The sequence below is a fragment of the Salipiger sp. H15 genome, assembly GCF_040409955.1.
In the GTDB taxonomy this organism is placed as follows: domain Bacteria; phylum Pseudomonadota; class Alphaproteobacteria; order Rhodobacterales; family Rhodobacteraceae; genus Salipiger.
The window spans coordinates 1,020,723-1,044,200 of record NZ_CP123385.1; the positions used below are offsets into that span (position 1 = coordinate 1,020,723).

At 67.7% G+C, this 23,478-nt stretch carries 24 protein-coding genes; 12 read left to right on the top strand and 12 right to left on the bottom strand.

Features of this window, described 5'->3' with window-relative positions:
• Positions 1 to 22: 22 nt before the first annotated feature.
• The gene (carA, locus tag PVT71_RS19100) at positions 23 to 1,168 is read right to left on the bottom strand and encodes a glutamine-hydrolyzing carbamoyl-phosphate synthase small subunit (RefSeq protein ID WP_353474032.1); all 1,146 of its coding nucleotides are present in this window, start codon (positions 1,166 to 1,168) and stop codon (positions 23 to 25) included.
• A 195-nt stretch (positions 1,169 to 1,363) separates the two neighbouring features.
• Between carA and PVT71_RS19105 the strand changes: the two genes are divergently transcribed.
• Positions 1,364 to 1,831, top strand: a complete 468-nt coding sequence (locus PVT71_RS19105; protein ID WP_353474033.1) for a GatB/YqeY domain-containing protein — start codon at positions 1,364 to 1,366, stop codon at positions 1,829 to 1,831.
• A 57-nt stretch (positions 1,832 to 1,888) separates the two neighbouring features.
• On the opposite strand, the gene PVT71_RS19110 is transcribed toward PVT71_RS19105, so the two are convergent.
• The 8 genes from PVT71_RS19110 to gatC form a co-directional block, all read right to left on the bottom strand.
• Positions 1,889 to 2,800, bottom strand: coding sequence for a hypothetical protein (locus PVT71_RS19110; RefSeq protein ID WP_353474034.1), 912 nt, complete (start codon positions 2,798 to 2,800; stop codon positions 1,889 to 1,891).
• Between the two features lie 17 nt (positions 2,801 to 2,817).
• Complete coding sequence (locus PVT71_RS19115) at positions 2,818 to 3,312, bottom strand: DUF2244 domain-containing protein (RefSeq protein ID WP_353474035.1); 495 nt, start codon at positions 3,310 to 3,312, stop codon at positions 2,818 to 2,820.
• A gap of 47 nt (positions 3,313 to 3,359) precedes the next feature.
• On the bottom strand, positions 3,360 to 4,109 hold the full coding sequence (locus PVT71_RS19120) for a metallophosphoesterase family protein (RefSeq protein ID WP_353474036.1): 750 nt from the start codon (positions 4,107 to 4,109) through the stop codon (positions 3,360 to 3,362).
• A gap of 96 nt (positions 4,110 to 4,205) precedes the next feature.
• The gene (ctaD, locus tag PVT71_RS19125; RefSeq protein WP_353474038.1) at positions 4,206 to 5,879 is read right to left on the bottom strand and encodes a cytochrome c oxidase subunit I; all 1,674 of its coding nucleotides are present in this window, start codon (positions 5,877 to 5,879) and stop codon (positions 4,206 to 4,208) included.
• 498 nt (positions 5,880 to 6,377) lie between these two features.
• Positions 6,378 to 7,085, bottom strand: coding sequence for an N-acetylmuramoyl-L-alanine amidase (locus PVT71_RS19130; RefSeq protein ID WP_353475566.1), 708 nt, complete (start codon positions 7,083 to 7,085; stop codon positions 6,378 to 6,380).
• Positions 7,046 to 7,729: a hypothetical protein gene (locus PVT71_RS19135; protein WP_353474039.1), complete on the bottom strand. Its 684-nt coding sequence runs from the start codon at positions 7,727 to 7,729 to the stop codon at positions 7,046 to 7,048. Before PVT71_RS19135 ends, PVT71_RS19130 begins: the two co-directional genes overlap by 40 nt.
• Positions 7,730 to 7,774: 45 nt before the next feature.
• Positions 7,775 to 9,262 carry an Asp-tRNA(Asn)/Glu-tRNA(Gln) amidotransferase subunit GatA gene (gene gatA / locus PVT71_RS19140; protein ID WP_353474040.1) on the bottom strand — a complete coding sequence of 496 codons (1,488 nt, stop codon included), beginning with the start codon at positions 9,260 to 9,262 and terminating at the stop codon, positions 7,775 to 7,777.
• A complete protein-coding gene (gene gatC / locus PVT71_RS19145; RefSeq protein ID WP_194135144.1) occupies positions 9,259 to 9,546 on the bottom strand; it encodes an Asp-tRNA(Asn)/Glu-tRNA(Gln) amidotransferase subunit GatC in 288 nt (95 codons plus the stop codon). Before gatC ends, gatA begins: the two co-directional genes overlap by 4 nt.
• A 210-nt stretch (positions 9,547 to 9,756) precedes the next feature.
• Here gatC and PVT71_RS19150 point away from each other — a divergent pair, with 210 nt between their 5' ends.
• The gene (locus PVT71_RS19150; RefSeq protein WP_353474041.1) at positions 9,757 to 10,338 is read left to right on the top strand and encodes a hypothetical protein; all 582 of its coding nucleotides are present in this window, start codon (positions 9,757 to 9,759) and stop codon (positions 10,336 to 10,338) included.
• Positions 10,339 to 10,341: 3 nt separating this feature from the next.
• On the opposite strand, the gene PVT71_RS19155 is transcribed toward PVT71_RS19150, so the two are convergent.
• Positions 10,342 to 11,745: a short-chain fatty acyl-CoA regulator family protein gene (locus PVT71_RS19155; RefSeq protein WP_353474042.1), complete on the bottom strand. Its 1,404-nt coding sequence runs from the start codon at positions 11,743 to 11,745 to the stop codon at positions 10,342 to 10,344.
• A 40-nt stretch (positions 11,746 to 11,785) separates the two neighbouring features.
• Positions 11,786 to 13,015, bottom strand: coding sequence for a multidrug effflux MFS transporter (locus tag PVT71_RS19160; RefSeq protein ID WP_353474043.1), 1,230 nt, complete (start codon positions 13,013 to 13,015; stop codon positions 11,786 to 11,788).
• Positions 13,016 to 13,191: 176 nt separating this feature from the next.
• On the opposite strand from PVT71_RS19160, the gene PVT71_RS19165 reads away from it, so the two are divergent.
• From PVT71_RS19165 to PVT71_RS19195, 7 genes are all read left to right on the top strand, one after another.
• Positions 13,192 to 14,724 carry an acyl-CoA carboxylase subunit beta gene (locus tag PVT71_RS19165; RefSeq protein WP_353474044.1) on the top strand — a complete coding sequence of 511 codons (1,533 nt, stop codon included), beginning with the start codon at positions 13,192 to 13,194 and terminating at the stop codon, positions 14,722 to 14,724.
• Between the two features lie 13 nt (positions 14,725 to 14,737).
• Complete coding sequence (locus tag PVT71_RS19170) at positions 14,738 to 15,076, top strand: hypothetical protein (protein WP_353474045.1); 339 nt, start codon at positions 14,738 to 14,740, stop codon at positions 15,074 to 15,076.
• Positions 15,077 to 15,109: 33 nt separating this feature from the next.
• The gene (locus PVT71_RS19175) at positions 15,110 to 15,514 is read left to right on the top strand and encodes a DUF6497 family protein (protein WP_353474046.1); all 405 of its coding nucleotides are present in this window, start codon (positions 15,110 to 15,112) and stop codon (positions 15,512 to 15,514) included.
• A gap of 214 nt (positions 15,515 to 15,728) precedes the next feature.
• Positions 15,729 to 15,872 (top strand): hypothetical protein, encoded by a 144-nt coding sequence (locus PVT71_RS19180; protein WP_353474047.1) that lies wholly within the window; start codon positions 15,729 to 15,731, stop codon positions 15,870 to 15,872.
• Between the two features lie 102 nt (positions 15,873 to 15,974).
• Positions 15,975 to 16,337, top strand: a complete 363-nt coding sequence (locus tag PVT71_RS19185; RefSeq protein ID WP_353474048.1) for a hypothetical protein — start codon at positions 15,975 to 15,977, stop codon at positions 16,335 to 16,337.
• A gap of 421 nt (positions 16,338 to 16,758) precedes the next feature.
• Positions 16,759 to 16,965: a hypothetical protein gene (locus PVT71_RS19190; RefSeq protein WP_194135136.1), complete on the top strand. Its 207-nt coding sequence runs from the start codon at positions 16,759 to 16,761 to the stop codon at positions 16,963 to 16,965.
• Positions 16,966 to 17,115: 150 nt separating this feature from the next.
• Positions 17,116 to 19,116 (top strand): acetyl/propionyl/methylcrotonyl-CoA carboxylase subunit alpha, encoded by a 2,001-nt coding sequence (locus PVT71_RS19195; protein WP_353474049.1) that lies wholly within the window; start codon positions 17,116 to 17,118, stop codon positions 19,114 to 19,116.
• Between the two features lie 93 nt (positions 19,117 to 19,209).
• On the opposite strand, the gene PVT71_RS19200 is transcribed toward PVT71_RS19195, so the two are convergent.
• The gene (locus tag PVT71_RS19200) at positions 19,210 to 19,680 is read right to left on the bottom strand and encodes a DUF4174 domain-containing protein (protein ID WP_353474050.1); all 471 of its coding nucleotides are present in this window, start codon (positions 19,678 to 19,680) and stop codon (positions 19,210 to 19,212) included.
• Between the two features lie 200 nt (positions 19,681 to 19,880).
• Here PVT71_RS19200 and scpA point away from each other — a divergent pair, with 200 nt between their 5' ends.
• From scpA to PVT71_RS19215, 3 genes are all read left to right on the top strand, one after another.
• On the top strand, positions 19,881 to 22,016 hold the full coding sequence (gene scpA / locus PVT71_RS19205; protein ID WP_353474051.1) for a methylmalonyl-CoA mutase: 2,136 nt from the start codon (positions 19,881 to 19,883) through the stop codon (positions 22,014 to 22,016).
• 321 nt (positions 22,017 to 22,337) lie between these two features.
• Positions 22,338 to 22,952: a VOC family protein gene (locus PVT71_RS19210; protein ID WP_353474052.1), complete on the top strand. Its 615-nt coding sequence runs from the start codon at positions 22,338 to 22,340 to the stop codon at positions 22,950 to 22,952.
• Positions 22,949 to 23,428, top strand: a complete 480-nt coding sequence (locus PVT71_RS19215) for an N-acetyltransferase family protein (RefSeq protein ID WP_353474053.1) — start codon at positions 22,949 to 22,951, stop codon at positions 23,426 to 23,428. The genes PVT71_RS19210 and PVT71_RS19215 overlap by 4 nt, the downstream gene beginning before the upstream one ends.
• The last annotated feature ends 50 nt before the right edge of the window (positions 23,429 to 23,478 follow it).

The following is a 23,478-nucleotide window of genomic DNA, read 5'->3' on the forward strand; positions in this document are numbered from 1 at the left end:
CGCGAAACAAATCGCGGAAATATCACATGCTGTTCACGAAGCGTTCGAAGAGATAGAAGCTGTCCTGCGGGCCGGGGCTGGCCTCGGGGTGGTGCTGGACCGAGAACACCGGGCGGTCGGTCATGCGAATCCCGCAGTTCGAGCCATCGAAGAGGCTCACGTGGCTCTCGACCACGCCGGCGGGCAGGGTCTGGCCGTCCACCGCGAAGCCGTGGTTCATCGAGGTGATCTCGACCTTGCCGGTCTCGAGTTCCTTGACCGGGTGGTTCGCACCGTGGTGGCCGTGGTTCATCTTGATGGTCTTGGCGCCAAGCGCCAGCGCCAGCATCTGGTGGCCGAGGCAGATGCCGAAGATCGGCAGGTCGGTCTCGTCGAGGATGCCCTTGATCATCGGCACGGCGTAGGCGCCGGTGGCGGCGGGGTCGCCCGGGCCGTTCGACAGGAACACGCCGTCGGGGTTGTGCGCGAGCACGTCATCCTTGGTCGCCGAGGCGGGCAGCACGGTCACTTCGCAGCCGGCCGAGGCCAGGCAGCGCAGGATGTTGCGCTTTGCGCCGTAGTCGATGGCGACCACCTTCTTGCGCGGGTTGGTCTGCTGTTGGTAGCCGTCCGGCCAGGCCCACCGCATCTCGTCCCAGCGGTAGCTCTGCGCGCAGGTCACGTCCTTGGCGAGGTCGAGCCCGGTCAGGCCCGGGAAGGCGCGGGCTGCGGCGACCAGCGCCGCGACGTCGAAGACGCCGTCGGGGTTGTGCGCGAGCGCCACGTGCGGTGCGCCCTGCTGGCGGATCGCGCGCGTCAGGCGGCGGGTGTCGATGCCGCCGATGGCGATGCGGCCGCGCGCCGCGAGCCAGCCGGAGAGTTCCTCGACCGCGCGCCAGTTGGAGGCCTGGGTCGGCATCCATTTCACCACCATGCCCGCGGCGACCGGATCGCCGGTCTCGTCATCCTCGGGGTTCACGCCGACGTTGCCGATGTGCGGGAAGGTGAAGGTGACGATCTGCCCGGCATAGGACGGATCGGTCATGATCTCCTGGTAGCCGGACATGGAGGTGTTGAAGCAGAGCTCGGCCTGCGCCTGTCCGGTCGCACCGAACCCCTGTCCGTAAAACAGCGTCCCATCGGCGAGCGCGAGGCATGCGGTGGGCTTTTGGGGGGTGGCGAGCGACATGGCGCGACTCCTGTTCGATCTGGGCGGGAAGCAAATCGCGCCATGCCTAAGGGAACAGGCTGGAAGGGTCAAGCGCTGATTTTTTCAGCGAAATTCAACAAAATCAATGAGTTGCATAGGTATAGGGCGGGATTGCGCCCTTGGACCCCTTTCTGTAGTGTCAGGGTTTGGAAACGTCAGGGGATATCCTTTCCGATGGAATTGCGCGAACGCATCACGGCTGCCACCAAGCAGGCCATGAAAGACAAGGACTCCAAGCGGCTTTCGACGCTGCGGCTGATCTCCGCCGCCGTGAAGGATCGTGACATCGCCGCCCGGGCCGAAGGCAATGACGACGGGGTCGACGATGCGGAGCTCCTGTCGATCCTGGCCAAGATGGTGAAGCAGCGCCGCGAGAGCGCGCGCACCTACGAGGAGGGCGGCCGGCTCGACCTCGCCGAGGCGGAACTGGCCGAGATCCCGGTGATCGAGGAATTCCTGCCCAAGCCGATGAGCGAGGACGAGATCTCCAAGGCGGTGAACGCCGCGGTCAAGGAAGTCGGCGCAAGCTCGATCCGCGACATGGGCCGGGTGATGGGCGTGCTCAAGGCGCGCTACCAGGGCCGCATGGACTTCGGCGCCGTCGGCCCGATGGTCAAGGACCGGCTCGCCGCGGCGGGCTGAGGCAAATTCCTTCGAAGGAATTTGCACCTCTCTTCGAAGAGAGGTGCAGGACAAGTGTCAGGGGGCGGGGAAATCCTCCGCCACCTTTGCCAGCTCCTTCGGGTCGGTGATCCGGAAGCGCTGCACGAAGCGGGTCTTAAACCCCGCGCGCCCGCGCCGCGCGCCGAAGTTTTCCCCATGGTTGAGCACGTAGAGCACCGCCGGCTTGCGGAACGGCACCGGTGCGCGCCCCGCCAGCGCGGCGAGATAGGGGAACATGCGGTGCTCGTGCTGGGTCATCTCGCGCAGGAACGCCGCGCTCTGCGGCAGGGCAGGGTCGTGGAAGAGCGCGAGGCAGGAGCCGCAGAGCTTCCAGAAGGGCTTGCGCAGCGGCATCGCGGCGCTCGGCGGCCCGGCCAGCGCCACGTCGCCCGTGGCGTGGTCCATGACGTAGCCCGTCTCCACCAGGTATCCGGGCTCCTGCCGCGCCAGCATCTCGGCGACCGTGCCGTCCCGCAGCAGGTCGTCGGCGTCGAAGCTCATCACGTAGGAGGGGCCGGTGGCCATCCGGCCGAGGTGCTCGCAGAGCGCCGCGAGCTTGCGCCACTTGTCGTTGCCCGGGGTGGGGTCGTCGAAGGGCAACCAGGCGATGCGCGCGTCCGCGGCCAGCGCCGCGGGCAGCGGCGGGCGCTCCTGGCAGCAGATCACCGCCTGCCACGCGCCCTCCTGCCTGCGGAAACTCTCGAGCGTCTGTGCGAGCCGCGCGGTCACCGCCTCCCAGTCGCCCACGTGATGCGGGCCGACCAGCGGGATGAGGAAGATCACCCGCTCGGCGCGCGGGCGCAGCTGCCCGGCGGAGGCGGCCCGCAGGGCAAGCGCGGCGCGTTCCGAGGCAACGGGCGAGAGCCGCTCGGCCAGCGCCGGGCTCAGCGCGGCGGCAAGGCGCAGGGCGCGGCGCTTCATCTTCTTGGTGGCGGGAACCTGGGCCATGGGAACCTTTCGGGCGGTCAGGGCCGCGCCAGAAGCCGCAGCCGGTCGGAAAGCTCGAGAAAGAGCGTCTTGCGCTCCTCTTCGCTCAGAAAGGCGCCGATCTCAACCTCGCGTCCGGCGCCCTTGAGCGTGACGTAATGCGGCACCGGCCCGCCGGTCTCGTGCATGTGGGCGCTGACCCAGTAGGTGTTGCACTGCCAGTCCTGCGCCGGGCCGCGCGGGTTGCGGCGCACAAGCTGCGTGGTCTCGGGGGTCAACGTCAGCACCTCGACGATCTGCCGGTCCTTCTCGTTGCGGCGCAGCGCGGCCCAGATGCCCCAGAGCGCCGCGAGCATGAAGGGCAGCAGCGCCCAAAGGAGGTGCGTGCCGAGAAGCGCGTAGAAGGGGATCAGCGCCATGAAGAAGAAGAGGCCGATGAAGGTGACGAAACCCCTGGCGGAAAGCGACTGGTGCGGCCAGAGCGTCAGCTCTCCGCCCCCCTTCGCCGTATCCGTCTTCCAGCTGTATGGCATGGGCGGACTGTAGCATCGGCGCGCGCCCTGTCGAACGGAATTGCCGCTCAGCGGGTGATCCAGCCCGTCTCGAGCGCGGCGGCCCAGTCGTCGCGGCCACGCCGGCGGGCGAGGGCGACCATGCGCGCGGGGTCGTAGGGCACGTGGTGATGCGCGACGCTCCAGCCCGCGCCCTGCCGCGCGAGGACGGCGTAGGAGGCGCAGGGCGTGCCGGTCTCGACCACATGCGGCACGGGGTGGTCGTCGGTGTAGCCCGGGCAGCCGACGCTGCCGGGGTTCACGATGGTCTGGCCCTGCCAGCAGGCGAGGCGGGGCAGGTGGGTGTGGCCGCAGAGCACGAGCCCCGCAGACACCCCGTCGAGGTGCCCTGCCACCTGTGCCGCCCCCGCCGGGTGCACCGTGCCGTGCCGGTCGACCGCGTGCAGCCAGTAGGTCTCGTCGCAGCCGGGCGTGGCGTGGCAGAGGAAGGCGCCCTCGAGCTCGAGCGTCATCGGCAGCGAGCGCAGCCAGTCCAGCGCCTGCGCCGGCAGCTCGTCATGCGCCACGCGGTCCGAGGGGCCCATCTCGCCGGGCACCTGGGTGACCAGGTAGCGGTCGTGGTTGCCGCGCACCGTGGGCATGGGGCGATGGCGCAGGATCTCCCAGGTCTCGCCCGCCGCCAGCGGGCCGCTGAACATGTCGCCGAGGTTGACCACCGTGCCGATGCCCGCGGCGTCGATGTCCGCCAGCACGGCGGCGAGCGCATCGGAATTGCCGTGGATGTCGGCGATCGCGGCGAAGCGGTCGGGCAGGGTCATGGCGGCGTCCTTGCTGTACGGGCCCCCGCAAATGGGAACCGGCCCCGAGGGTTTCCCCGGGGCCGGTCCTTGTCAATCTCTGCAAGCGTCAGGCGCTCAGTGCGCGTGGTGCTTGTCCCAGTCCTCGCGCTTCGGCAGCTGCTCGAACGTGTGCTCGGGCGGGGGCGAAGGCAGGGTCCATTCCAGCGTGTCCGCGTATTCGTTCCACGGGTTCGCGGCGGTGCAGGCGGCGCCTTTGCGCAGCGAGTGCCACATGATCCAGAAGAAGAAGATGAACGAGGCGAAGGAGATGATCGCGCCCCAGCTCGACACGTGGTTCCAGAGGGCGAAGGCCTCGGGGTAGTCGATGTAGCGGCGCGGCATGCCCTGGCGGCCCAGGAAGTGCTGCGGGAAGAAGGTCAGGTTCGCACCGATGAACATGACGTAGAAGTGCAGCTTGCCGGCCCACTCGGGGTACATCTTGCCGGTCATCTTGGGGAAGTAGAAGTAGATCCCCGCGAAGATCGCGAACACGGCGCCCAGCGACATCACGTAGTGGAAGTGCGCCACGACGTAGTAGGTGTCGTGGTAGGCCCGGTCGACGCCCGCCTGGCTCAGCACCACGCCGGTCACGCCGCCCATGGTGAAGAGGATCAGGAAGCCGATCGCCCAGAGCATCGGCGTCTTGAACTCGATCGAGCCGCCCCACATCGTGGCAATCCACGAGAAGACCTTCACACCGGTCGGCACCGCGATGACCATGGTCGCCAGCATGAAGTAGCTCTGCTGGGTCAGCGACATGCCCACGGTGTACATGTGGTGCGCCCACACGACGAAGCCGAGCGCGCCGATCGCGATGATCGCCCAGACCATCGGCAGGTAGCCGAAGACCGGCTTGCGCGAGAAGGTGGCGATCACGTGGCTGATGATGCCGAAGCCCGGCAGGATCACGATGTACACTTCCGGGTGGCCGAAGAACCACAGGATGTGCTGGTAGAGGATCGGGTCACCGCCGCCGGCCGGGTTGAAGAAGGTCGTGCCGAAGTTGCGGTCCGTCAGCAGCATGGTGATCGCGCCGGCCAGAACGGGCAGCGACAGCAGGATCAGCCAGGAGGTGACGAAGATCGACCACGAGAACAGCGGCACCTTGAACAGGGTCATGCCCGGGGCACGCATGTTCAGGAAGGTGGTGATCATGTTGATCGCGCCGAGGATCGACGAGGCGCCCGAGACGTGCACCGCGAAGATCGCGAGGTCGGTCGAGAAGCCGGATTCGCTGGTCGAGAGCGGCGGGTAGAGCACCCAGCCGATGCCCGAGCCGAGCTGACCGTTGCCGCCCGGTGCGAAGACCGAGCAGATCGCCAGCGTCGAGCCGGTCACGTAGAGCCAGTAGCTGAGGTTGTTCATCCGCGGGAAGGCCATGTCCGGCGCGCCGATCTGCAGCGGCATGAAGTAGTTGCCGAAGCCGCCGAAGAGGGCCGGGATGACCACGAAGAACATCATGAGGATCCCGTGGCCGGTGATCATCACGTTCCACAGATGCCCGTTGGGGGTACAATTCTCGACCGAAGTCGGGAAGAGGCGCGCGCCCTCCATGCACATGTACTGCACGCCCGGGCTCATCAGCTCCAGGCGCATGTAGACGGTGAAGGCCACGGAGATGAGGCCCACGAACGCCGCGGTAATCAGGTAGAGAATCCCGATATCCTTGTGGTTCGTGGACATGAACCAACGGGTGAAGAACCCGCGGTTGTCCTCGTGCTCGTGGCCGTGAATGGCTGCATCTGCCATTGCGTGCCTCCTGTTGGTCTTTATTAGGTACGTCCCTCGCAAGGGCGCGCACACTCCTCCACGCCCCTCGTCTGACAATCCTTTTAGTTGGCGACCAAGGGCCGGGCAATCATCTCCTTTGATCCAGATCAAAATTAATTGTCGCACCCCCCTCTTGTGGTTTTTGCGCGCGCTCGCAACGCGCTGCGGGGTGCGGAGGGTCCGGTATTCCTGACCTGCGGCGTCTGCGCGTGCGGGGTATTGTGAACCTGTGCCGCCTGTCTCCTCCCGGGTTGCCCCCGTCCCGGACAGCCCGATCCCCGGTCGAGACACAGCTCTGGGCCCGGACCGGCACGGCCCGTCCGGCCATGCGCCGGGCGGGGTCCCCGCCCCTGCGACGCGCGCCTTCTCCCAGCCCGCGGCAGGGGCGGCTCCTTTTTCCGGGGTGCCGTCAGTCGGATCAGGTCGGGCGGATCAGGTCGGGCGGATCAGCCGGGCGGATCAGTCGGGCGGATCAGCTCAGGTGGCGGGCCAGCGGGCGGCAAGCCCGGCCATCAGCGCGCGGTCCTCGTCGCAGAGCGGCCCCGAGGCGCCGGGACGGAATCGGTCGCGGAAGGATTTCAGCAGCGCCGGAAGCTGATCGGCCCCGGCGCGGTAGCCGAAGCGGTGGGCATCCCCGAGGAAGTCGCCCGGTGCGGCAGGCCCGGCGGCGACTGCCAGTCCCCTTGCCACCAACCGCGGCCAGTCGAAGAGCGGACCGGGGTCGATCTTGCGCCCGGGGGCCATGCAGGCATGGCCGATGACCCGCTCGGGGGGAATCGACCAGCGCGCGAGGATGCTTGAGAGCAGCACTTCCAGTGCCGCCATCTGCGGCTCGGGGAAGGGCTCGTCGCCGGTGTTGGCGATCTCGATTCCGATGGAGCGGGAGTTGACCTCGGAGACCGAGCCCCAGGCGCCGAGCCCGGCGTGCCAGGCACGCATCTCCTCGGTCACCAGCTGCCAGCAGGTGCCGTCGTAGCCCAGCACGTAATGCGCCGAGACGCCGGAGGCGGGGTTGCACAGCCAGTCCCGCGCCGCCTCGGCGGTCTGCATCGCGGTGTAGTGCAGCACAACGAGATCGGGCCGCGCGCCGAGGCGTCGCGGCCCGAAATTGTCGGACGGGAACCAGATCGGGTCCAAGGCCCGGATCAGTAGCCGCGCACCGCGCGGAACGGCGCGGGATCCCAGCCGCAGGCGAAGCCGTCGCCATCGGGGTCAAGCCCGTTGCGGTCCTTCTCGGGGCCACCGCCGGCGAGGAAGGCTTCCTGCGCGCGGTCGCTGGTCTCGTACTTGGCGCAGTTGCGCAGGCCCTTCTCGGCCGAGGCGAAGGCCGAGCGGCTGTAGAGCGGCGTGCCGACCGGATTGTTGGTCTGCAGTGCGTAGGCGACGATGTTCGGCGCGTCCGAGTCGGGGCGCGGCGGCAGGTCGGTCGGGGCGACCACCTCGTATTGCGCGCGGTTCTGCTGGATCAGGACCTTGTCGTCCGCGATCGTGCGCTCGGCCGAGACCGCATCGAAGCTGTTCTCTTCCGAAAGGCCCGCGGAATCGCTCACCGATTGCGGGGCTGCGGTGCCTGCCGCAGTGGGCAGGGGCGCGCCGGCCGGGCCGTCGAGCACGGAGGTCGCCGCGGCCACGGCGGGATCGTTGCTGCCGCCCGCGGGGGGAAGCTGCGACTCCGTCACGGCGGGGCTGCTCTCCAGCACCGCGTCGCGCTGCGCGCGCTCGGCCTGGTAGCTGTCGTAGTTGTTGAAGCCGGCCCCGCTGTCGGGGATCGGCGTGGTGCAGGCGGCGAGGGCCAGCAAGGCCGCGCCACCGAGGAGAATGCGTGTCATAACCGCTGCCCTAGTCCTTTTTTTGGCGCCTTTTTTAAAGGGCCCTTACCACCATTTCGCCGGCTTCGCCACAAATCCTGCGGCCTGTTCCAGCGCGTAAGCGGTGTTCAGCAGGTCGCCCTCTTCCCAAGGACGGCCGATCAGCTGCAGACCGAGCGGCAGGCCCTTGGAGTCGAGCCCGGTCGGGACTGCAACGCCCGGAAGCCCGGCAAGGTTCAGCGTCACGGTGAAAACGTCCTGCAGATACATCTGCACCGGGTCCGCGGTCTTCATCTCGCCGATGCCGAAGGCCGAGGAGGGAGTCGCGGGCGCGAGGATCGCGTCGACCCCGGCGGCGAAGGCATCCTCGAAGTCCTTCTTGATCAGCGTGCGGACCTTGCGGGCACGGTTGTAGTAGGCGTCGTAGAAACCCGCGGACAGCACGTAGGTGCCGACCATGATGCGGCGCTGGACCTCGGCGCCGAACCCTTCGGCGCGGGTCTTCTCGTACATGTCGTTGATGCCTTCGCCCTGCGCCAGCTTGGCGCGGTGGCCGTAGCGCACCCCGTCATAGCGGGCGAGGTTCGAAGAGGCTTCCGCGGGCGCGATCACGTAGTAGGCGGGAAGCGCGTACTTGGTGTGCGGCAGCGAGATCTCGACTATCTTCGCGCCGGCATCCGCCAGCATCTTTGCGCCCTCGTCCCAGAGCTTCGAGATTTCCTCGGGCATGCCGTCGACGCGGTATTCCTTGGGAATGCCGATCGTCTTGCCGCGGATGTCGCCGGTCAGCATGGCCTCGAAATCGGGCACGGGCAGGTCGGCCGAGGTCGAATCCTTGGGGTCGTGGCCGCACATCGCCTGCAGCATGATCGCCGCGTCGCGCACGTCCTTGGTCATCGGGCCGGCCTGGTCGAGCGAGCTGGCGTAGGCCACGATGCCCCAGCGCGAGCAGCGCCCGTAGGTCGGCTTGATGCCGGTGATGCCGGTGAAGGCCGCGGGCTGGCGGATCGAGCCGCCGGTGTCGGTGCCGGTGGCCGCAAGGCAGAGATCCGCCGCGACGGCCGAGGCCGAGCCGCCGGACGAGCCGCCGGGGGTCAGCTTGGTGTCGTCGCCGCTGCGCTTCCACGGGTTCACCGCGGGGCCGTAGCAGGTGTTCTCGTTCGACGAGCCCATGGCGAACTCGTCCATGTTGAGCTTGCCCAGCATGACCGCGCCGGCGCCGAAGAGCTGGCTGGTGACGGTCGACTCGTACTCGGGCTTGAAGCCCTCGAGGATCGCCGAGGCCGCCTGCGAGGGCACGCCCTTGGTGCAGAAGAGGTCCTTCACGCCGATCGGCAGGCCGCACATCGAGGGCGCGTCACCCGCCTTGATCCGCGCGTCGGCGTCGCGGGCCTGCTCGAGCGCGATCTCGGGGGTCTTGTGCACGAAGGCGCCGAGCGCGTCCGCGCCCTCGATCGCCTTGAGGCAGGCCTCGGTCAGCTCCACCGAGGTCACGTCGCCCTTGCGCAGCGCGTCGCGGGCCTCGGCCAGTTTCATCTTGCTCAGCTCGGTCATTCCACCACCTTCGGCACGGCAAAGAAGCCCTCGCGGGCGTCGGGGGCGTTCGCGAGGATCTTGTCCTGCATGTTGCCGTCGGTCACGCCGTCGGCGCGGCGCTTCAGGCGCATCGGGGTCACCGAGACCATCGGCTCGACGCCCTCCACGTCCACCTCGTTCAGCTGCTCGATGAAATCGAGGATATTGCTGAATTCCTGTGCCAGCGCCGGGAGCGCCTCGTCTTCCACGCGGATGCGCGCCAGCTTGGCGACACGTGCCGCCGTCTGAATGTCGATCGACATGGGTTCCCCCTGTCCGTCAATGTCCGTCAAAGTCCCGTTGCCTTTACCCCCCTGCGCATCGCCCCGCAAGGCGCAGAGAGGCGAAGGGACGCGGCGGAGGGGCGCTCCATGCCCGGAATCGCGGCAAAGCCGCCCGGGGCCGCTCGACAGGCCCGCATCCGCGCGCTAGGTGCAGCAGAAGTTCCGTTCCAACAGCAGACCTCCCGAGCCGTGCCCCAGACCTCCTCCCGCCTCCTCCTGCTGCCGCTGCTGCTGGCCGCGTCGCTCCTTTCGGCCTGCGCCAGCGTCCGCGACCCGCACGTGCCCGCCCCGCCGCCCTCGGAATACGCCGCGCTCGCCGCGTCGATCCAGGCGCTCGGCCCCTATGTCGATCCCGAGGAGGCGCAGCGCATGGCGCGCATATCGCTCGACTACCCGCGCGAGCTTGCCGTGGCGTGGAACGTCACCGACCCGGCCTACATCCACAACATCAAGGTCAACAACGGCACGCGTCCGCGCGGCCTCTGCTACCAGTGGGCCGATGACCTGCAGGCGCGGCTCGAGCAGGAAGATTTCAAGACGCTCGACCTGCACCGCGGTATCGCCAACGCGATGAAGACCTTCCGCATCGAGCACAGCTCGGTCATCGTGAGCCAGAGCGGCGGCACGATGAAGGAAGGGATCGTGCTCGACCCCTGGCGCTTTGGCGGCGAGCTCTACTGGGGCCCGGTGGTGGATGACCACAAGTACCCCTGGGTCGAGCGGCAGGAGGTCTTTGCCACCAAGCGCGCGCTGCGCCTTCAGGAAGGCTGAGCCCTACTCCAGCGAATAGGGCAGGATGTCCCGGCGCTCGGGGGTGATTGAAATCCTCTTCTCGAGCGGCGGGACCGAGCGCTGGTGGCAATCGGTCCGCTCGCAGATCCGGCAGGAGATGCCGATTGGCTCGAAGGACCGGTCCCGCCCGAGATCGAGCCCGTCGGCATAGACCAGCGCCCCGGCATGTTTCACCTCGCAGCCGAGCGCGATGGCGAAGCGCCGCACCGGCGCGCCGAAGCGGCCCGCGGGCTTGGTCACGTCCCGCGCCAGCAGCACGTAGCGTACCCCGTCGGGGGTCTCGGCCAGCTGGCGAAGGAACTGGTTCGGGGTCTCGAAGGCCTGGTGCACGTTCCACAGCGGGCAGGCGCCGCCGAAGCGGGCGAACTGCAGGCGGGTGGCAGAGTGGCGCTTGGTGATCGTCCCGGCCTGGTCGACGCGGGCGAAGAAGAAGGGGATGCCCTTGGCCCCCGGCCGCTGCAGCGTCGAGAGCCGGTGCGCCACCTGTTCGACCGAGGCACCGAAGCGCGCCGCCAGCAGTTCGAGGTCGTGCCGGGTCTCCTGCGCCGCGCCGAGCAGGCGCATGTAGGGCATCATCACCGCCCCCGCGAAGTAGTTGGCAAGGCCGAGCTTGGCGATGGCGCGGGCGGTGTCTGACTGGAACCGGGCAAGGTCGAGCGTCGCCTCGAGCAGCTTTTCCTGCCGCAAGAGCGCCACCTGGATCAGCATCTGGAAGGTCAGCGTCTCGGGCTGGGCGAGCGAGGACATGGTCAGCACCCGCCGTTCGGCGTCGTAGCTGCGCAGCGGCGCGGACTGGTGGAACTCGACGGTGATGCCGCGCTCGCGCAGGTGGGCCAGCACCGCCGCCCGCAGGTCGGCGCCGCCCGGTCCCAGCCCGTGGGCATAGTGCTCGGCCGCGCGGTCCACCGCGTCGATGTAGTTGTCGCAATAGTGGAAGAAGTCGCGCACCTCCTCCCAGGGCGAGGGCTGCATCTGCGTCCCCTCGCGCCCCAGCGCCTCGTCGAGCGAGGCAAGCCGCTCGTGGGTCTGGCGGTAGGCGCGGTGCAGCTCGAGGAAGGCGCGGGCGAGAGCGGGGGCGTTGGAGGCGGTGAGCCGCAGGTCGGCGAGCGGCGGCGCGTGCTCGCCGAAGACGGGATCGGCCAGCGCCTCTCGCATGTCCGAGATCAGCCGCTCGGAATCGCCCTGTCCCAGCTCGGTCACGTCGAAGCCGAACTCCTGCGCCAGCGCCAGCACCACCGTGGTCGAGACCGGGCGGTTGTTGTTCTCCATCTGGTTCAGGTAGGGCAGCGACACGCCGAGCTTGCCGGCGAAATCCTTCTGGGTCAGCGCGAGCCGCCCGCGCAGGTCGCGCAGCTTGGCGCCTGCGTAGAGTTTGCGTGTAGCCATGTTTGCGCCTTTGCTCCTCCGTCGGAGCAATTTTGCAAACTCAGGCCGACAGGTCCAGTCCCGCGAGGCGGCGCTCGCGGTAGATCACCAGCAGGATCGACAGCACCGCGGCGACGGCGGTGGCCAGCATCAGCCACAGCAGCGGCCATGCGCCGGTGCCGGGCTGGAGCAGTGCCCCCGCGAGCGCCGAGAGCGCCGCGCCGCCGCCGATCATGATCGCGCCGCCAAGGCCCGAGGCCGTCCCCGCGAGATGCGGCCGCACCGAGAGCGTGCCGGCGGTCGCGTTGGGGATGGTCATGCCGTTGCCGAGGCCGACGAAGCACATGAAGCCGAAGAAGATCAGCGCCGAGCCGCCGGTCAGCGCGAAGGTGATCAGCGCCGCCGCAAGGCCCGCGGTCAGGATCAGCGAGCCCCAGAGGATCATGCGGTTGAGACCGATCCGCGCCGAGTAGCGCCCGGAGATCCAGTTGCCGAGGAAATAGCCCACCGCCGGCGCGCCGAAATGCAGCCCGAGCGAGGCCGGGGTCAGGCCGAACACCTCGGAGCCGACGAAGGGCGCGCCGCCGAGATAGGAGAAGAAGGCCCCCGACGAGAAGGCGCAGGCGAGCGCGTAGCCCCAGAATCGCGGGCTGGTCAGCAGTTCGGGATATTCGCGGAACTGCGCGCCCAGCGACAGGCCGCTGGCCTGCGAGGTCTCGCCGAGGTCGCGCCAGCTGAGCCAGAGCACCGCGCCGCCGAGCAGGAAGAGCATCCAGAAGATCGCCTTCCAGCCCATCAGCTCGCCAAGCGCCCCGCCGATCACCGGGCCGACCATCGGCACCACGGCGACGCCCATGGTGACATAGGCGATCATCGAGGCGGCCTCTTCCTGGCCGACCATGTCGCGGACGACGGCGCGGCTCAGCACCATCGCGGTCACGATCACCGCCTGGCACATGCGGAAGAGCAGGAAGAGCGACACGTTGGTGGCGAAGATGCAGCCGAGCGTGGCCAGCATGAAGAGCGCGACGCCCCACAGAATCACGGGCCGGCGGCCGAGCTTGTCCGAGATCGGCCCGATCACCACCTGCAGCGCCGCGTTGACTCCGAGATAGATCGCCACGGAAAGCTGCATCAGCCTGTATTCGGTGCCGAAATATGCGGTCATCTGCGGCAGCGAGGGCAGGAACACGTTCATCGCCAGCGCGGAGAGTCCGGCCAGCAGGACAAGCGTGACAAGATGCGGCGGGGTCGAGGCGTCCAGGAAGCGGCCGCGCGTTTGTGTACTCATGAGTTTCCCGTATTCCGCGAGGTCATGAAAGTCCACGCGTATCAGCTTCGTGGGACGATCTTTGCCAATTTGCTATTTGCTATCGCGACTATTTCCAAGGTTTGCAAATTTGCCGAATTTGACTTGAGCGGCAAGGCCGCCACTGTATGGTCCCGGGCAAACGGAGAGGATTGGCCATGAAAGACATTCTTCACGAGCTGGAGGCGCGCCGCGCCGACGCGCGACTTGGCGGCGGACAGAAGCGCATCGACGCGCAGCACGCCAAGGGCAAGCTGACCGCGCGCGAACGGATCGAGCTGCTGCTCGACGAGGGCAGCTTCGAAGAATACGACATGTTCGTCTCGCACCGCTGCATCGACTTCGGCATGGAGAAGAACCGTCCCAGCGGCGACGGCGTGATCACCGGCTGGGGCACGGTCAACGGCCGCATGGTCTACGTCTTCAGCCAGGACTTCACCGTGCTCGGCGGCTCGGTCTCGGCCACCCACGCGATGAAAATCTGCAAGATCATGGACATGGCGATGCAGAACGGCGCGCCGGTGATCGGGCTCAACGATTCCGGCGGCGCGCGCATCCAGGAGGGCGTCGACAGCCTTGCCGGCTATGCCGAGATCTTCCAGCGCAACATCATGGCCTCGGGGGTGATCCCGCAGATCTCGGTCATCATGGGCCCCTGCGCCGGCGGCGCGGTCTACTCGCCGGCCATGACCGACTTCATCTTCATGGTGAAGGACACCTCCTACATGTTCGTCACCGGCCCCGACGTGGTGAAGACGGTGACCAACGAGGTGGTGACCGCCGAGGAGCTGGGCGGCGCGACCACGCACACCCGCAAGTCCTCGGTCGCCGACGGCGCCTTCGAGAACGACGTCGAGGCACTGGCCGAGGTGCGCCGCCTCGTCGACTTCCTGCCGCTCAACAACCGCGAGAAGCCGCCGGTGCGGCCCTTCTTCGACAAGGTGGAGCGGGTCGAGACCTCGCTCGACACGATCGTCCCGGAGAACGCCAACCAGCCCTACGACATGAAGGAGCTGATCGTGAAGGTCGCCGACGAGGGCGATTTCTACGAGATCCAGGAAGAGCATGCGAAGAACATCATCACCGGTTTCATCCGCCTCGAGGGGCGGACGGTGGGCGTGGTGGCCAACCAGCCGATGGTGCTGGCGGGCTGCCTTGACATCGACAGCTCGAAGAAGGCCGCGCGGTTCGTGCGTTTCTGCGACTGTTTCGAGATCCCGATCCTGACCTTCGTCGACGTGCCGGGCTTCCTGCCGGGAACCAGCCAGGAATACGGCGGCGTCATCAAGCACGGCGCCAAGCTGCTCTTCGCCTTCGGCGAGGCGACGGTGCCCAAGGTCACGGTGATCACCCGCAAGGCCTATGGCGGCGCTTATGACGTGATGAGCTCCAAGCACCTGCGCGGCGACGTGAACTACGCCTGGCCGACCGCCGAGATCGCGGTGATGGGGGCGAAAGGCGCGACCGAGATCATCCACCGCGCCGACCTCGGTGACGCCGAGAGGATCGCCAAGCACACCGCCGATTACGAGGACCGGTTCGCCAACCCCTTCGTGGCGGCGGAACGCGGCTTCATCGACGAGGTGATCCAGCCGCGCTCGACGCGCCGCAGGGTCAGCCGCGCCTTCGCCATGCTGAGGAACAAGAGCCTCAGCAATCCCTGGAAGAAACACGACAACATCCCGCTCTGAGCCGGAGGCGACGATGCGGGTGAAGGGATGGCACATGCAGCGCGAGGGCGGGGCGGTGACCCTCGCCCGGCGCAACCCGGCGCGGTTCGACCTGAAGGTCGAGACGCAGCTGCCGCCGGTGGGCCGGCCCGCCCGGCTCGCGCACCAGGTGCGGCAGGACATGTGGCGGGCGCTGCGCGATCTGCGCGGCTTCGCGCCCGTGGTGCGGGTGACGCCGATCGCCGGCGGGATCACCGTCGAGGCGGGTGGTGAAGTGGCGGGCGCCCTGCCGCGGAAGGCGGTCGAGGCGCGCATCGCCGAGGTTCTGGAAGACCGCGCCAACCGGGCGCGCTGGATGACCTGGGCGGCCTGAGCCGCCATGCGAGATGAGGAAGGGGAGGTCCTTGTGACGAGGGTGAGCAGACACGGGATTCTGGCTCTGGCGCTTGCCATGACGCCGGGCCTGGCCACGGCGCAGGAGGAGAGCGCCGTGGCAGTGCCCTCGGGCATGCCCGTCACCTTCTACGACACGTCCTTCGACGCGGATGCGACGATCGAGCGCTTCCGTTTCCTGGCCCCTCGGATCGGCGGCGAGACCCCCCTCGGCTACGACGACGTCGCCCCCGACATGCAGCATCTTTGCGACAGTTTTGCCCTGCCGCGAATCACTCACGGGCAGGTGATTCCCTCACGCATCGTCATTTCTTTGATGGCCGAGCCGGTCGAAGTTGGCGCTACGTCACCCGGAATCCGCCAATATTTCGAGGCCTATAGCCCCAAAAATGGGGTATGTGTCTGGGAGGCGTTCTGAAGATGTTCTCGGGACGGGCGGAAATCCGCTCATATTTCTCTTGTTTTGGGGGTTTCGCGGCAGAAAATCTGCCGGCGAAGCGAGTTACGTATTTCTTTTTCGTAACTTGCGCTATGTTGGGGAGTGATTGCACATTCGCAGTCGAAACACCCGAACGAGGGCAGGTTGGTCCGAGAGGCCCAGTCGTACCCGAGGAATCTGACAGGAGAATAAGATGTCCAAGAGCATCCAACTGCTTGCAATGCTGGGCTTCGTTGCCACCCTTTCCGCTTGCGGCGGCCAGCAGGAAGAAGAATACGTGGTTGTGGATCAAGAGCCCGTTACCGCGGAGCCCGTCTACACCGGCAAGTACAAGTAACTTGTCGCCGGGACGGGCCTTCTGGTCCGTCCCGCACTCCCGGCCCCGCAGGGCCGTATCTCACCGCCCGCTTCCACGGGCCCTTATAGAGGGGGGCCCGGTATGCTGAAGCACCGTGGCTTTCCGAGCCGACTTCCCGGCACGGACTTTCAATTCACCATCCGCCGAGCCAACCCCAAGGGGGTGACCGCCATCATCCGGCGGGAGCGTTTCCGCGACCGCAAGGCAGCGGACAAGCGCGCCGACCTGGCCTTCATGGCCTCGCTCTGGGCGCATTTCGGCACCGAACCGTTCGAACGTGGCAATCTTGATGCCGGGCGCCTGTCCTGGCTCTTCGGTCGCGAGGTTCTGCCCTACGACGATCCCTTCGATCCCGAGAGCTACGAGGCGCTGCTGGTCATCAACGAACCCGCCGCGCGCGCCGCGTTCCCCGAGGCTTTCGACGAGCCGGATGAATGGGCGTAAACTCGCCCTCCCTTTCGCGTTTTGCGCGGAAAGAGGCCGGTCCGGCATATCCCTTTGGATATGGCTTGGAGAAGGCCGGCGAGTCATGCACCTTCAAGATGTTGCGGGCAATGGCGCGTCCGACGGACGCGCTCGTTGCTCACCGTTACCCTTCCCCTCGCGGGCGTTGCGGCACATCCCCTGACCGCGCGCCCGCTTCTTTTATCCCCCATCCAAATCCCCCGGTCCGCCAGCCGCGGATCCTGCCCCTTCTGCCGTTGCGTCAGGAGCATGCGGGATCGGCGATCTTGTGCCCGACGGGGATTCCGCATCGGCGGAGCGGCGCGCATGCCGCGAAATTCCGAAAAGATGTGTGGAACCTTCATCAAATCCGTGGCGTTGAAGAGCAACTTCAACTTACAGAAAACGGGGAGTTTCCCACATGCAAAACGTTATCCGCATTATCGCTGTTCTCGGTGTCTTTGGTGTCGCCGCCTGTGAGAACTCCGACCTGCAGCGCGGCGCCATCGGCGCAGGCAGCGGCTACCTCATCGACCGCGCCGTCGGCGGCGACGGCATGGTCGGCGCAGCGGTCGGTGCAACCGCAGGTGTCGTCTGCGACGACGTCACGCCGCAGTACTGCCGCTGATCTGACGACGCGCCGCGGCGAAGTTCGCCGCGCGCACGTCCGCAAATTCTTCAAGGCCACCGGAGCTTTCCGCTCCGGTGGCCTTTTTGCTGCCTCCGCCCCAGCCGCGGCCCCGGCCGTAGGCCAAGAAACGCAACGAAAGGGACAGACATGTTCGACAAGATCCTGATCGCCAACCGCGGTGAGATCGCCTGCCGGGTCATCAAGACCGCGCGCAAGATGGGCATCAAGACCGTGGCGGTCTACTCGGATGCCGACAAGCACGCGCTGCATGTCGAGATGGCCGACGAGGCCGTGCACATCGGCCCGCCCCCGGCAAACCAGTCTTACATCGTGATCGACAAGATCATGCAGGCGATCCGCGAGACCGGCGCGCAGGCGGTGCACCCGGGCTACGGCTTCCTGTCGGAGAACCCGAAGTTCGCCGAGGCGCTCGAGGCCGCAGGCGTCGCCTTCATCGGCCCGCCCAAGGGCGCGATCGAGGCGATGGGCGACAAGATCACCTCGAAGAAGATCGCGCAGGAGGCGGGCGTGTCGACCGTGCCCGGCTACATGGGGCTGATCGGGGACGCGGACGAGGCGGTGAAGATCTCGGGCGAGATCGGCTACCCGGTGATGATCAAGGCCTCGGCCGGCGGCGGCGGCAAGGGCATGCGCATCGCCTGGAACGACCAGGAGGCGCGCGAGGGCTTCCAGTCCTCCAAGAACGAGGCGGCGAGCTCCTTCGGCGACGACCGCATCTTCATCGAGAAGTTCGTCACCCAGCCGCGCCACATCGAGATCCAGGTGCTCTGCGACGCGCATGGCAACGGGCTCTACCTCAACGAGCGCGAATGCTCGATCCAGCGCCGCAACCAGAAGGTCGTCGAGGAGGCGCCGAGCCCCTTCCTCGACCCCGAGACCCGCAAGGCGATGGGCGAGCAGGCCGTCGCGCTGGCCAAGGCCGTGGGCTACACCAGCGCCGGCACGGTGGAATTCATCGTCGACGGGCAGAAGAACTTCTACTTCCTCGAGATGAACACACGCCTGCAGGTCGAACACCCTGTGACCGAGCTCATCACCGGCATCGACCTCGTCGAGCAGATGATCCGCGTCGCCAACGGCGAGCCGCTGTCGATCACCCAAGGCGACGTGAAGATCAACGGCTGGGCCATCGAGAACCGCCTCTATGCCGAGGATCCCTATCGCGGCTTCCTGCCCTCGATCGGCCGCCTCACCCGCTACCGCCCGCCCGCCGAGGGCGAGCTGCTGGGCGGAGTCGTGCGCAATGATACCGGCGTCTTCGAGGGCGGCGAGATCTCGATGTACTACGACCCGATGATCGCCAAGCTCTGCACCTGGGCGCCGACCCGCGAACAGGCCATCGAGGTCATGCGCAACGCGCTCGACAGCTTCGAGGTCGAGGGCATCGGGCACAACCTGCCCTTCCTCGCCGCGGTGATGGACCACGAGCGCTTCATCTCGGGCAATATCACCACCGCCTTCATCGCCGAGGAATATCCCGAGGGGTTCGAAGGGGTTACGCTGGCCGAGCCGGCGCTGCGCGACGTCGCCGCCGCGTGCGCCGCGATGAACCGCGTGGCCGAGATCCGGCGCACGCGCATCTCGGGCACGCTCGACAACCACGAGCGCAAGGTCGGCGACAGCTGGAACGTCGCGCTGCAGGGCGCAAGTTTCGACGTGGTGCTGGCCGCCGACAAGGCGGGCACCACGGTCACCTTCGACGACGGCTCCGAGGTCCGTGTCACCGGCGACTGGACGCCGGGTCTCGCGCTGGCGCACATGGAGGTGAACGGCAAGCCGCTGGTGCTGAAGGTCGGCAAGATCTCGGGCGGGTTCCGCATCCGCACCCGCGGCGCCGACCTCAAGGTCAACGTGCGCACCCCGCGGCAGGCCGAGCTGGCGCGGCTGATGCCCGAGAAGCTGCCGCCCGACACCTCGAAGCTGCTGCTCTGCCCGATGCCGGGCCTCATCGTGAAGGTGAACGTCTCGGAGGGCGACGAGGTGCAGGAGGGCCAGGCGCTCTGCACCGTCGAGGCGATGAAGATGGAGAACATCCTGCGTGCCGAGCGCAGGGGCAAGGTCGCCAAGATCAACGCGGCCCCCGGCGACAGCCTCGCCGTGGACGACGTGATCATGGAGTTCGAGTGATCCCATGACACGGGCGGGGCAGATGGCGGCGCGTGGGGCAGGGGCGGTTGCCCCCGGCCCGCGCGGTGCCGCGCGCCTCGCCCGGCGGGCGCCCTACCGGCGCTCGCGCAGCGCGTCGCGCCGGTCGCGGACCTCCTGCTGGCGCAGCGGCTGCTTGTCGATCGAGCGGGAGATCTCGCGCACGTCCCAGGGGCTGGCCTTGCGGAGGATCACCGAGCCGTCCTTGGCGAGCTGCATCAGCATGAAGCCGCGCGGCCGCATGGCGCGCCGGATCGGGCTGCGCGCGGCCGGGTCGGTATCGGTCAGCACCACCACGTCGCGCTCGACCAGCGCGTCGATACGTTCCTGTATGAGCTGCATCTGCTGGATGTACCGAGGGTCATTTTCCGTGTCGGCGAAGATCAGCAGCGGGCGCTTGGTCCAGAGGAACTCGTCCAGCGTCGCCTCGCCGGCGGGACGGATCGGGGGTTCGGAATCGCCAGGCGTCTCGGCGCCCTGCGCCGCGCCAAGCCCCGCGGTGAGCGCGAAAAAACCGATGAGGGCGAGGGATGTACGGCGGATCATGCCCCCAGATATAGGCGCGCTTTGCGCGGCTGCACAGGCCTTGACCAAGGGTCAGGCGATTTTTTTGGACCGCGGCCTTTCACGGGCAGGCGCAGGGATTTCGACCATCGCACGCCAGCGGCGTGACGGATGACGCATGACTGGGCCGCGCGTGCCGGGACCGCCCGGCGCCCGGCCCCCCAAGGAGAGAGGATGACAGGATGACGGCGAAGAAGGACGCATGGCGCCAGCTCGCGGAGAAGGAACTGCACGGGCGGCCGCTGGACGATCTGACCTGGCACACGCTCGAGGGGATCGAGGTGAAGCCGCTCTACACCGCCGAGGACACGGCGGAGCTGCCGCACATGGGCAATCTGCCGGGCTTCGGCCCCTTTACCCGCGGCGTGAAGGCGACGATGTACGCGGGCCGTCCCTGGACCATCCGGCAATACGCGGGCTTCTCCACCGCCGAGGAGTCGAACGCCTTCTACCGCAAGGCGCTGGCGGCGGGGCAGCAGGGGGTCTCTGTGGCCTTCGACCTCGCCACTCACCGCGGCTATGACAGCGACCACCCGCGCGTGGTCGGTGACGTCGGCAAGGCGGGCGTCGCCATCGACAGCGTCGAGGACATGAAGATCCTCTTCGACGGCATCCCGCTCGACAAGATTTCCGTGTCGATGACGATGAACGGCGCGGTGATCCCGATCCTCGCCAGCTTCATCGTCGTGGGCGAGGAGCAGGGCCATGACCGCGCCGTGCTCTCGGGGACCATCCAGAACGACATCCTCAAGGAGTTCATGGTCCGCAACACCTACATCTACCCGCCCGAGCCCTCGATGCGGATCATCTCGGACATCATCGAGTACACCTCGAACGAGATGCCGAAGTTCAACTCGATCTCGATCTCCGGCTACCACATGCAGGAGGCGGGGGCGAACCTCGTGCAGGAGCTGGCCTACACGCTGGCCGACGGGCGCGAATACGTGCGCGCCGCGATCAATGCCGGGATGGACGTCGACAAGTTCGCCGGGCGGCTGTCGTTCTTCTTCGCCATCGGCATGAACTTCTTCATGGAGGCGGCGAAGCTGCGCGCCGCGCGCACGCTCTGGCACCGGATCATGACCGAGTTCGGCGCGAAGTCCGAACGCTCGAAGATGCTGCGCACCCATTGCCAGACCTCGGGCGTCAGCCTGCAGGAGCAGGATCCCTACAACAACGTCATCCGCACCGCCTACGAGGCGATGTCGGCGGTTCTGGGCGGCACCCAGTCGTTGCACACCAACGCGCTTGACGAGGCGATCGCGCTGCCCACCGAGTTCTCGGCCCGGATCGCGCGCAACACCCAGCTCATCCTGCAGGAAGAGACCGGGGTGACCAACGTGGTCGATCCGCTGGCGGGCTCCTACTACGTCGAGAGCCTGACCAACGAGCTGATCGAGAAGGCCTGGGCGCTGATCGAGGAGGTCGAGGAGATGGGCGGCATGACCAAGGCCGTCGCCTCGGGCATGCCCAAGCTGCGCATCGAGGAGACCGCGGCGCGCCGTCAGGCGCAGATCGACCGGGGTGAAGAAGTGATCGTCGGGGTCAACAAGTACAGCAAGGACAAGGAAGACCCGATCGACATCCTCGACATCGACAATGCCAAGGTGCGCGAGAGCCAGGTGGCGCGGCTGGAACATGTTCGCGCGACCCGCGATCAGGCGGCCTGCGACGCGGCGCTGGCCGAGCTCGAGCGGCGCGCGAAGGAGGGCGGCAACCTGCTGGAAGCCGCGGTCGAAGCCGCCCGTGCGCGGGCCTCTGTCGGAGAAATCTCGATGGCCATGGAAAAGCAGTTCGGACGTCACCGCGCCGAGGTTAAGACCCTCGCCGGGGTCTACGGCGCCGCTTACGAGGGCGACGAGGGCTTTGCCCAGATCCAGCGCGACGTGGAAAGCTTCGCCGAGGCCGAAGGCCGCCGCCCGCGCATGCTGGTGGTGAAGATGGGTCAGGACGGGCATGACCGCGGTGCCAAGGTGATCGCCACCGCCTTTGCCGACATCGGTTTCGACGTCGACGTCGGCCCGCTCTTCCAGACCCCGGAAGAGGCGGCGCAGGACGCGATCGACAACGACGTGCACATCGTCGGCATTTCCTCGCAGGCCGCCGGGCACAAGACGCTCGCGCCGCAGCTGGTGCAGGCGCTGAAGGAGCAGGGCGCCGAGGACATCATCGTGATCTGCGGCGGGGTGATCCCGCAGCAGGACTACGACTTCCTCTACAAGGCCGGGGTGAAGGCGATCTTCGGCCCGGGGACCAACATCCCCTCGGCGGCCAAGCAAATCCTCGGGCTCATCGGCACGCCGCGCGCCGCGGAGTGAGCCGCCGCGCCGCCGCCCCGGACCGAGCCGGGGCGGCAGGCCGCGTTCAGATGAACGGCACGAAGGGCACGCCGCAGGCGGCGAGGCCAAGCGTTGCGGCGAGCATCAGGAGGAGCGTGCGGGTCTTCATTCTGTCTGTCCTTGCCTCGGGGCCCGGTCGTTTCTGCCGGGCCTGCGGGCGGCACCCTAGCCGCGGTCGCCCGGATTGGCCACCGCCCGCGCCGCTAGGTCATGTCGGCTCAAGGGCCACCGCTCATTTCGCCATTGCGCCGCCCAATGCCGCGGCTATCGTGATCCGGCTGCACCGACACCGGAGGAATGATGCTCGAGCTTGATCACGTGGCCGTTCTTGGCGAGACGCTGGCCGAGGCGGTGACCCATGCCGAGAGCGCGCTCGGGCAGCCGCTGTCGCCGGGCGGGGCGCATCCCGATTTCGGCACGCACAACTTCCTGATCGGGCTGGAAGACGAGATCTACCTCGAGGCCATCGCCGTCGATCCCTCGGCCCCCGCGCCGGGCCGCGCGCGCTGGTTCGGGCTCGACGGATTCTCCGGCCCCGCGCGGCTCGACAAGTGGATCTGCCGGGTGCCGGACATCGACGCCGCGCTGCGGCAGTTCCCCATGGCGGGCGAGGCGGTGCCGGTCACCCGCGGCTCGCTCAGCTGGAAAATCTCGGTGCCGCGCGACGGGTTGCTGCCCTTCGACGGCATGTTTCCGGCGCTGATCGAATGGATCAGCCCGGTGCCGCCGGGCGTGTCGCTGGCCGGGGCGGGCACCCGGCTCGAGCGGCTCACCGTGGCGCATCCGCAGGCGGACGAGTTGCGGGCGCTGATCGGCCCGTCGCTGGCAACACCGCTGGTCGAGTTCGCGGTCGAGCCGAAGCCCGCGCTGCGCGCCACCTTCGCGACACCCTCGGGCCAGCGGATCCTGCAATGATCATCCGCCCCGCGCGGGCCGAGGATGCCGCCGCCGTGGCGGCGATCTGGAACCCGATCATCGACGACAGCGCCGCGACCTTCACTACCCTGCGCAAGACGCCGGAGGGGCTGCAGGCCGATTTCGCCGCGCGCGGCCCGGCCTTCCTCGTCGCCGAGGAAGAAGGGTTGCTGCTCGGCTTTGCCACCTTCTTCCAGTTCCGCGGCGGGCCGGGCTACGCCCGCACCATGGAGCACACGGTCATCCTCGGCCCGGCCGCGCGCGGGCGCGGCGTCGGGCGGGCGCTGATGGCCGCGCTGATGGACGAGGCGCGGGCGCAGGGCGCGCACAGCCTCTTTGCCGGGGTCTCGGGCGAGAATCCGGCGGGCGTTGACTTCCACGCGGCGCTCGGCTTCACCGAGATCGCACGGCTGCCCGAGGTCGGCCTCAAGTTCGGGCGCTGGATGGATCTGGTGCTCATGCAGAAGTTCCTCTGACAGAATTTTTCGTGACTTCTCATTGTCGCACTGACAGTTGCCGCGTTGCC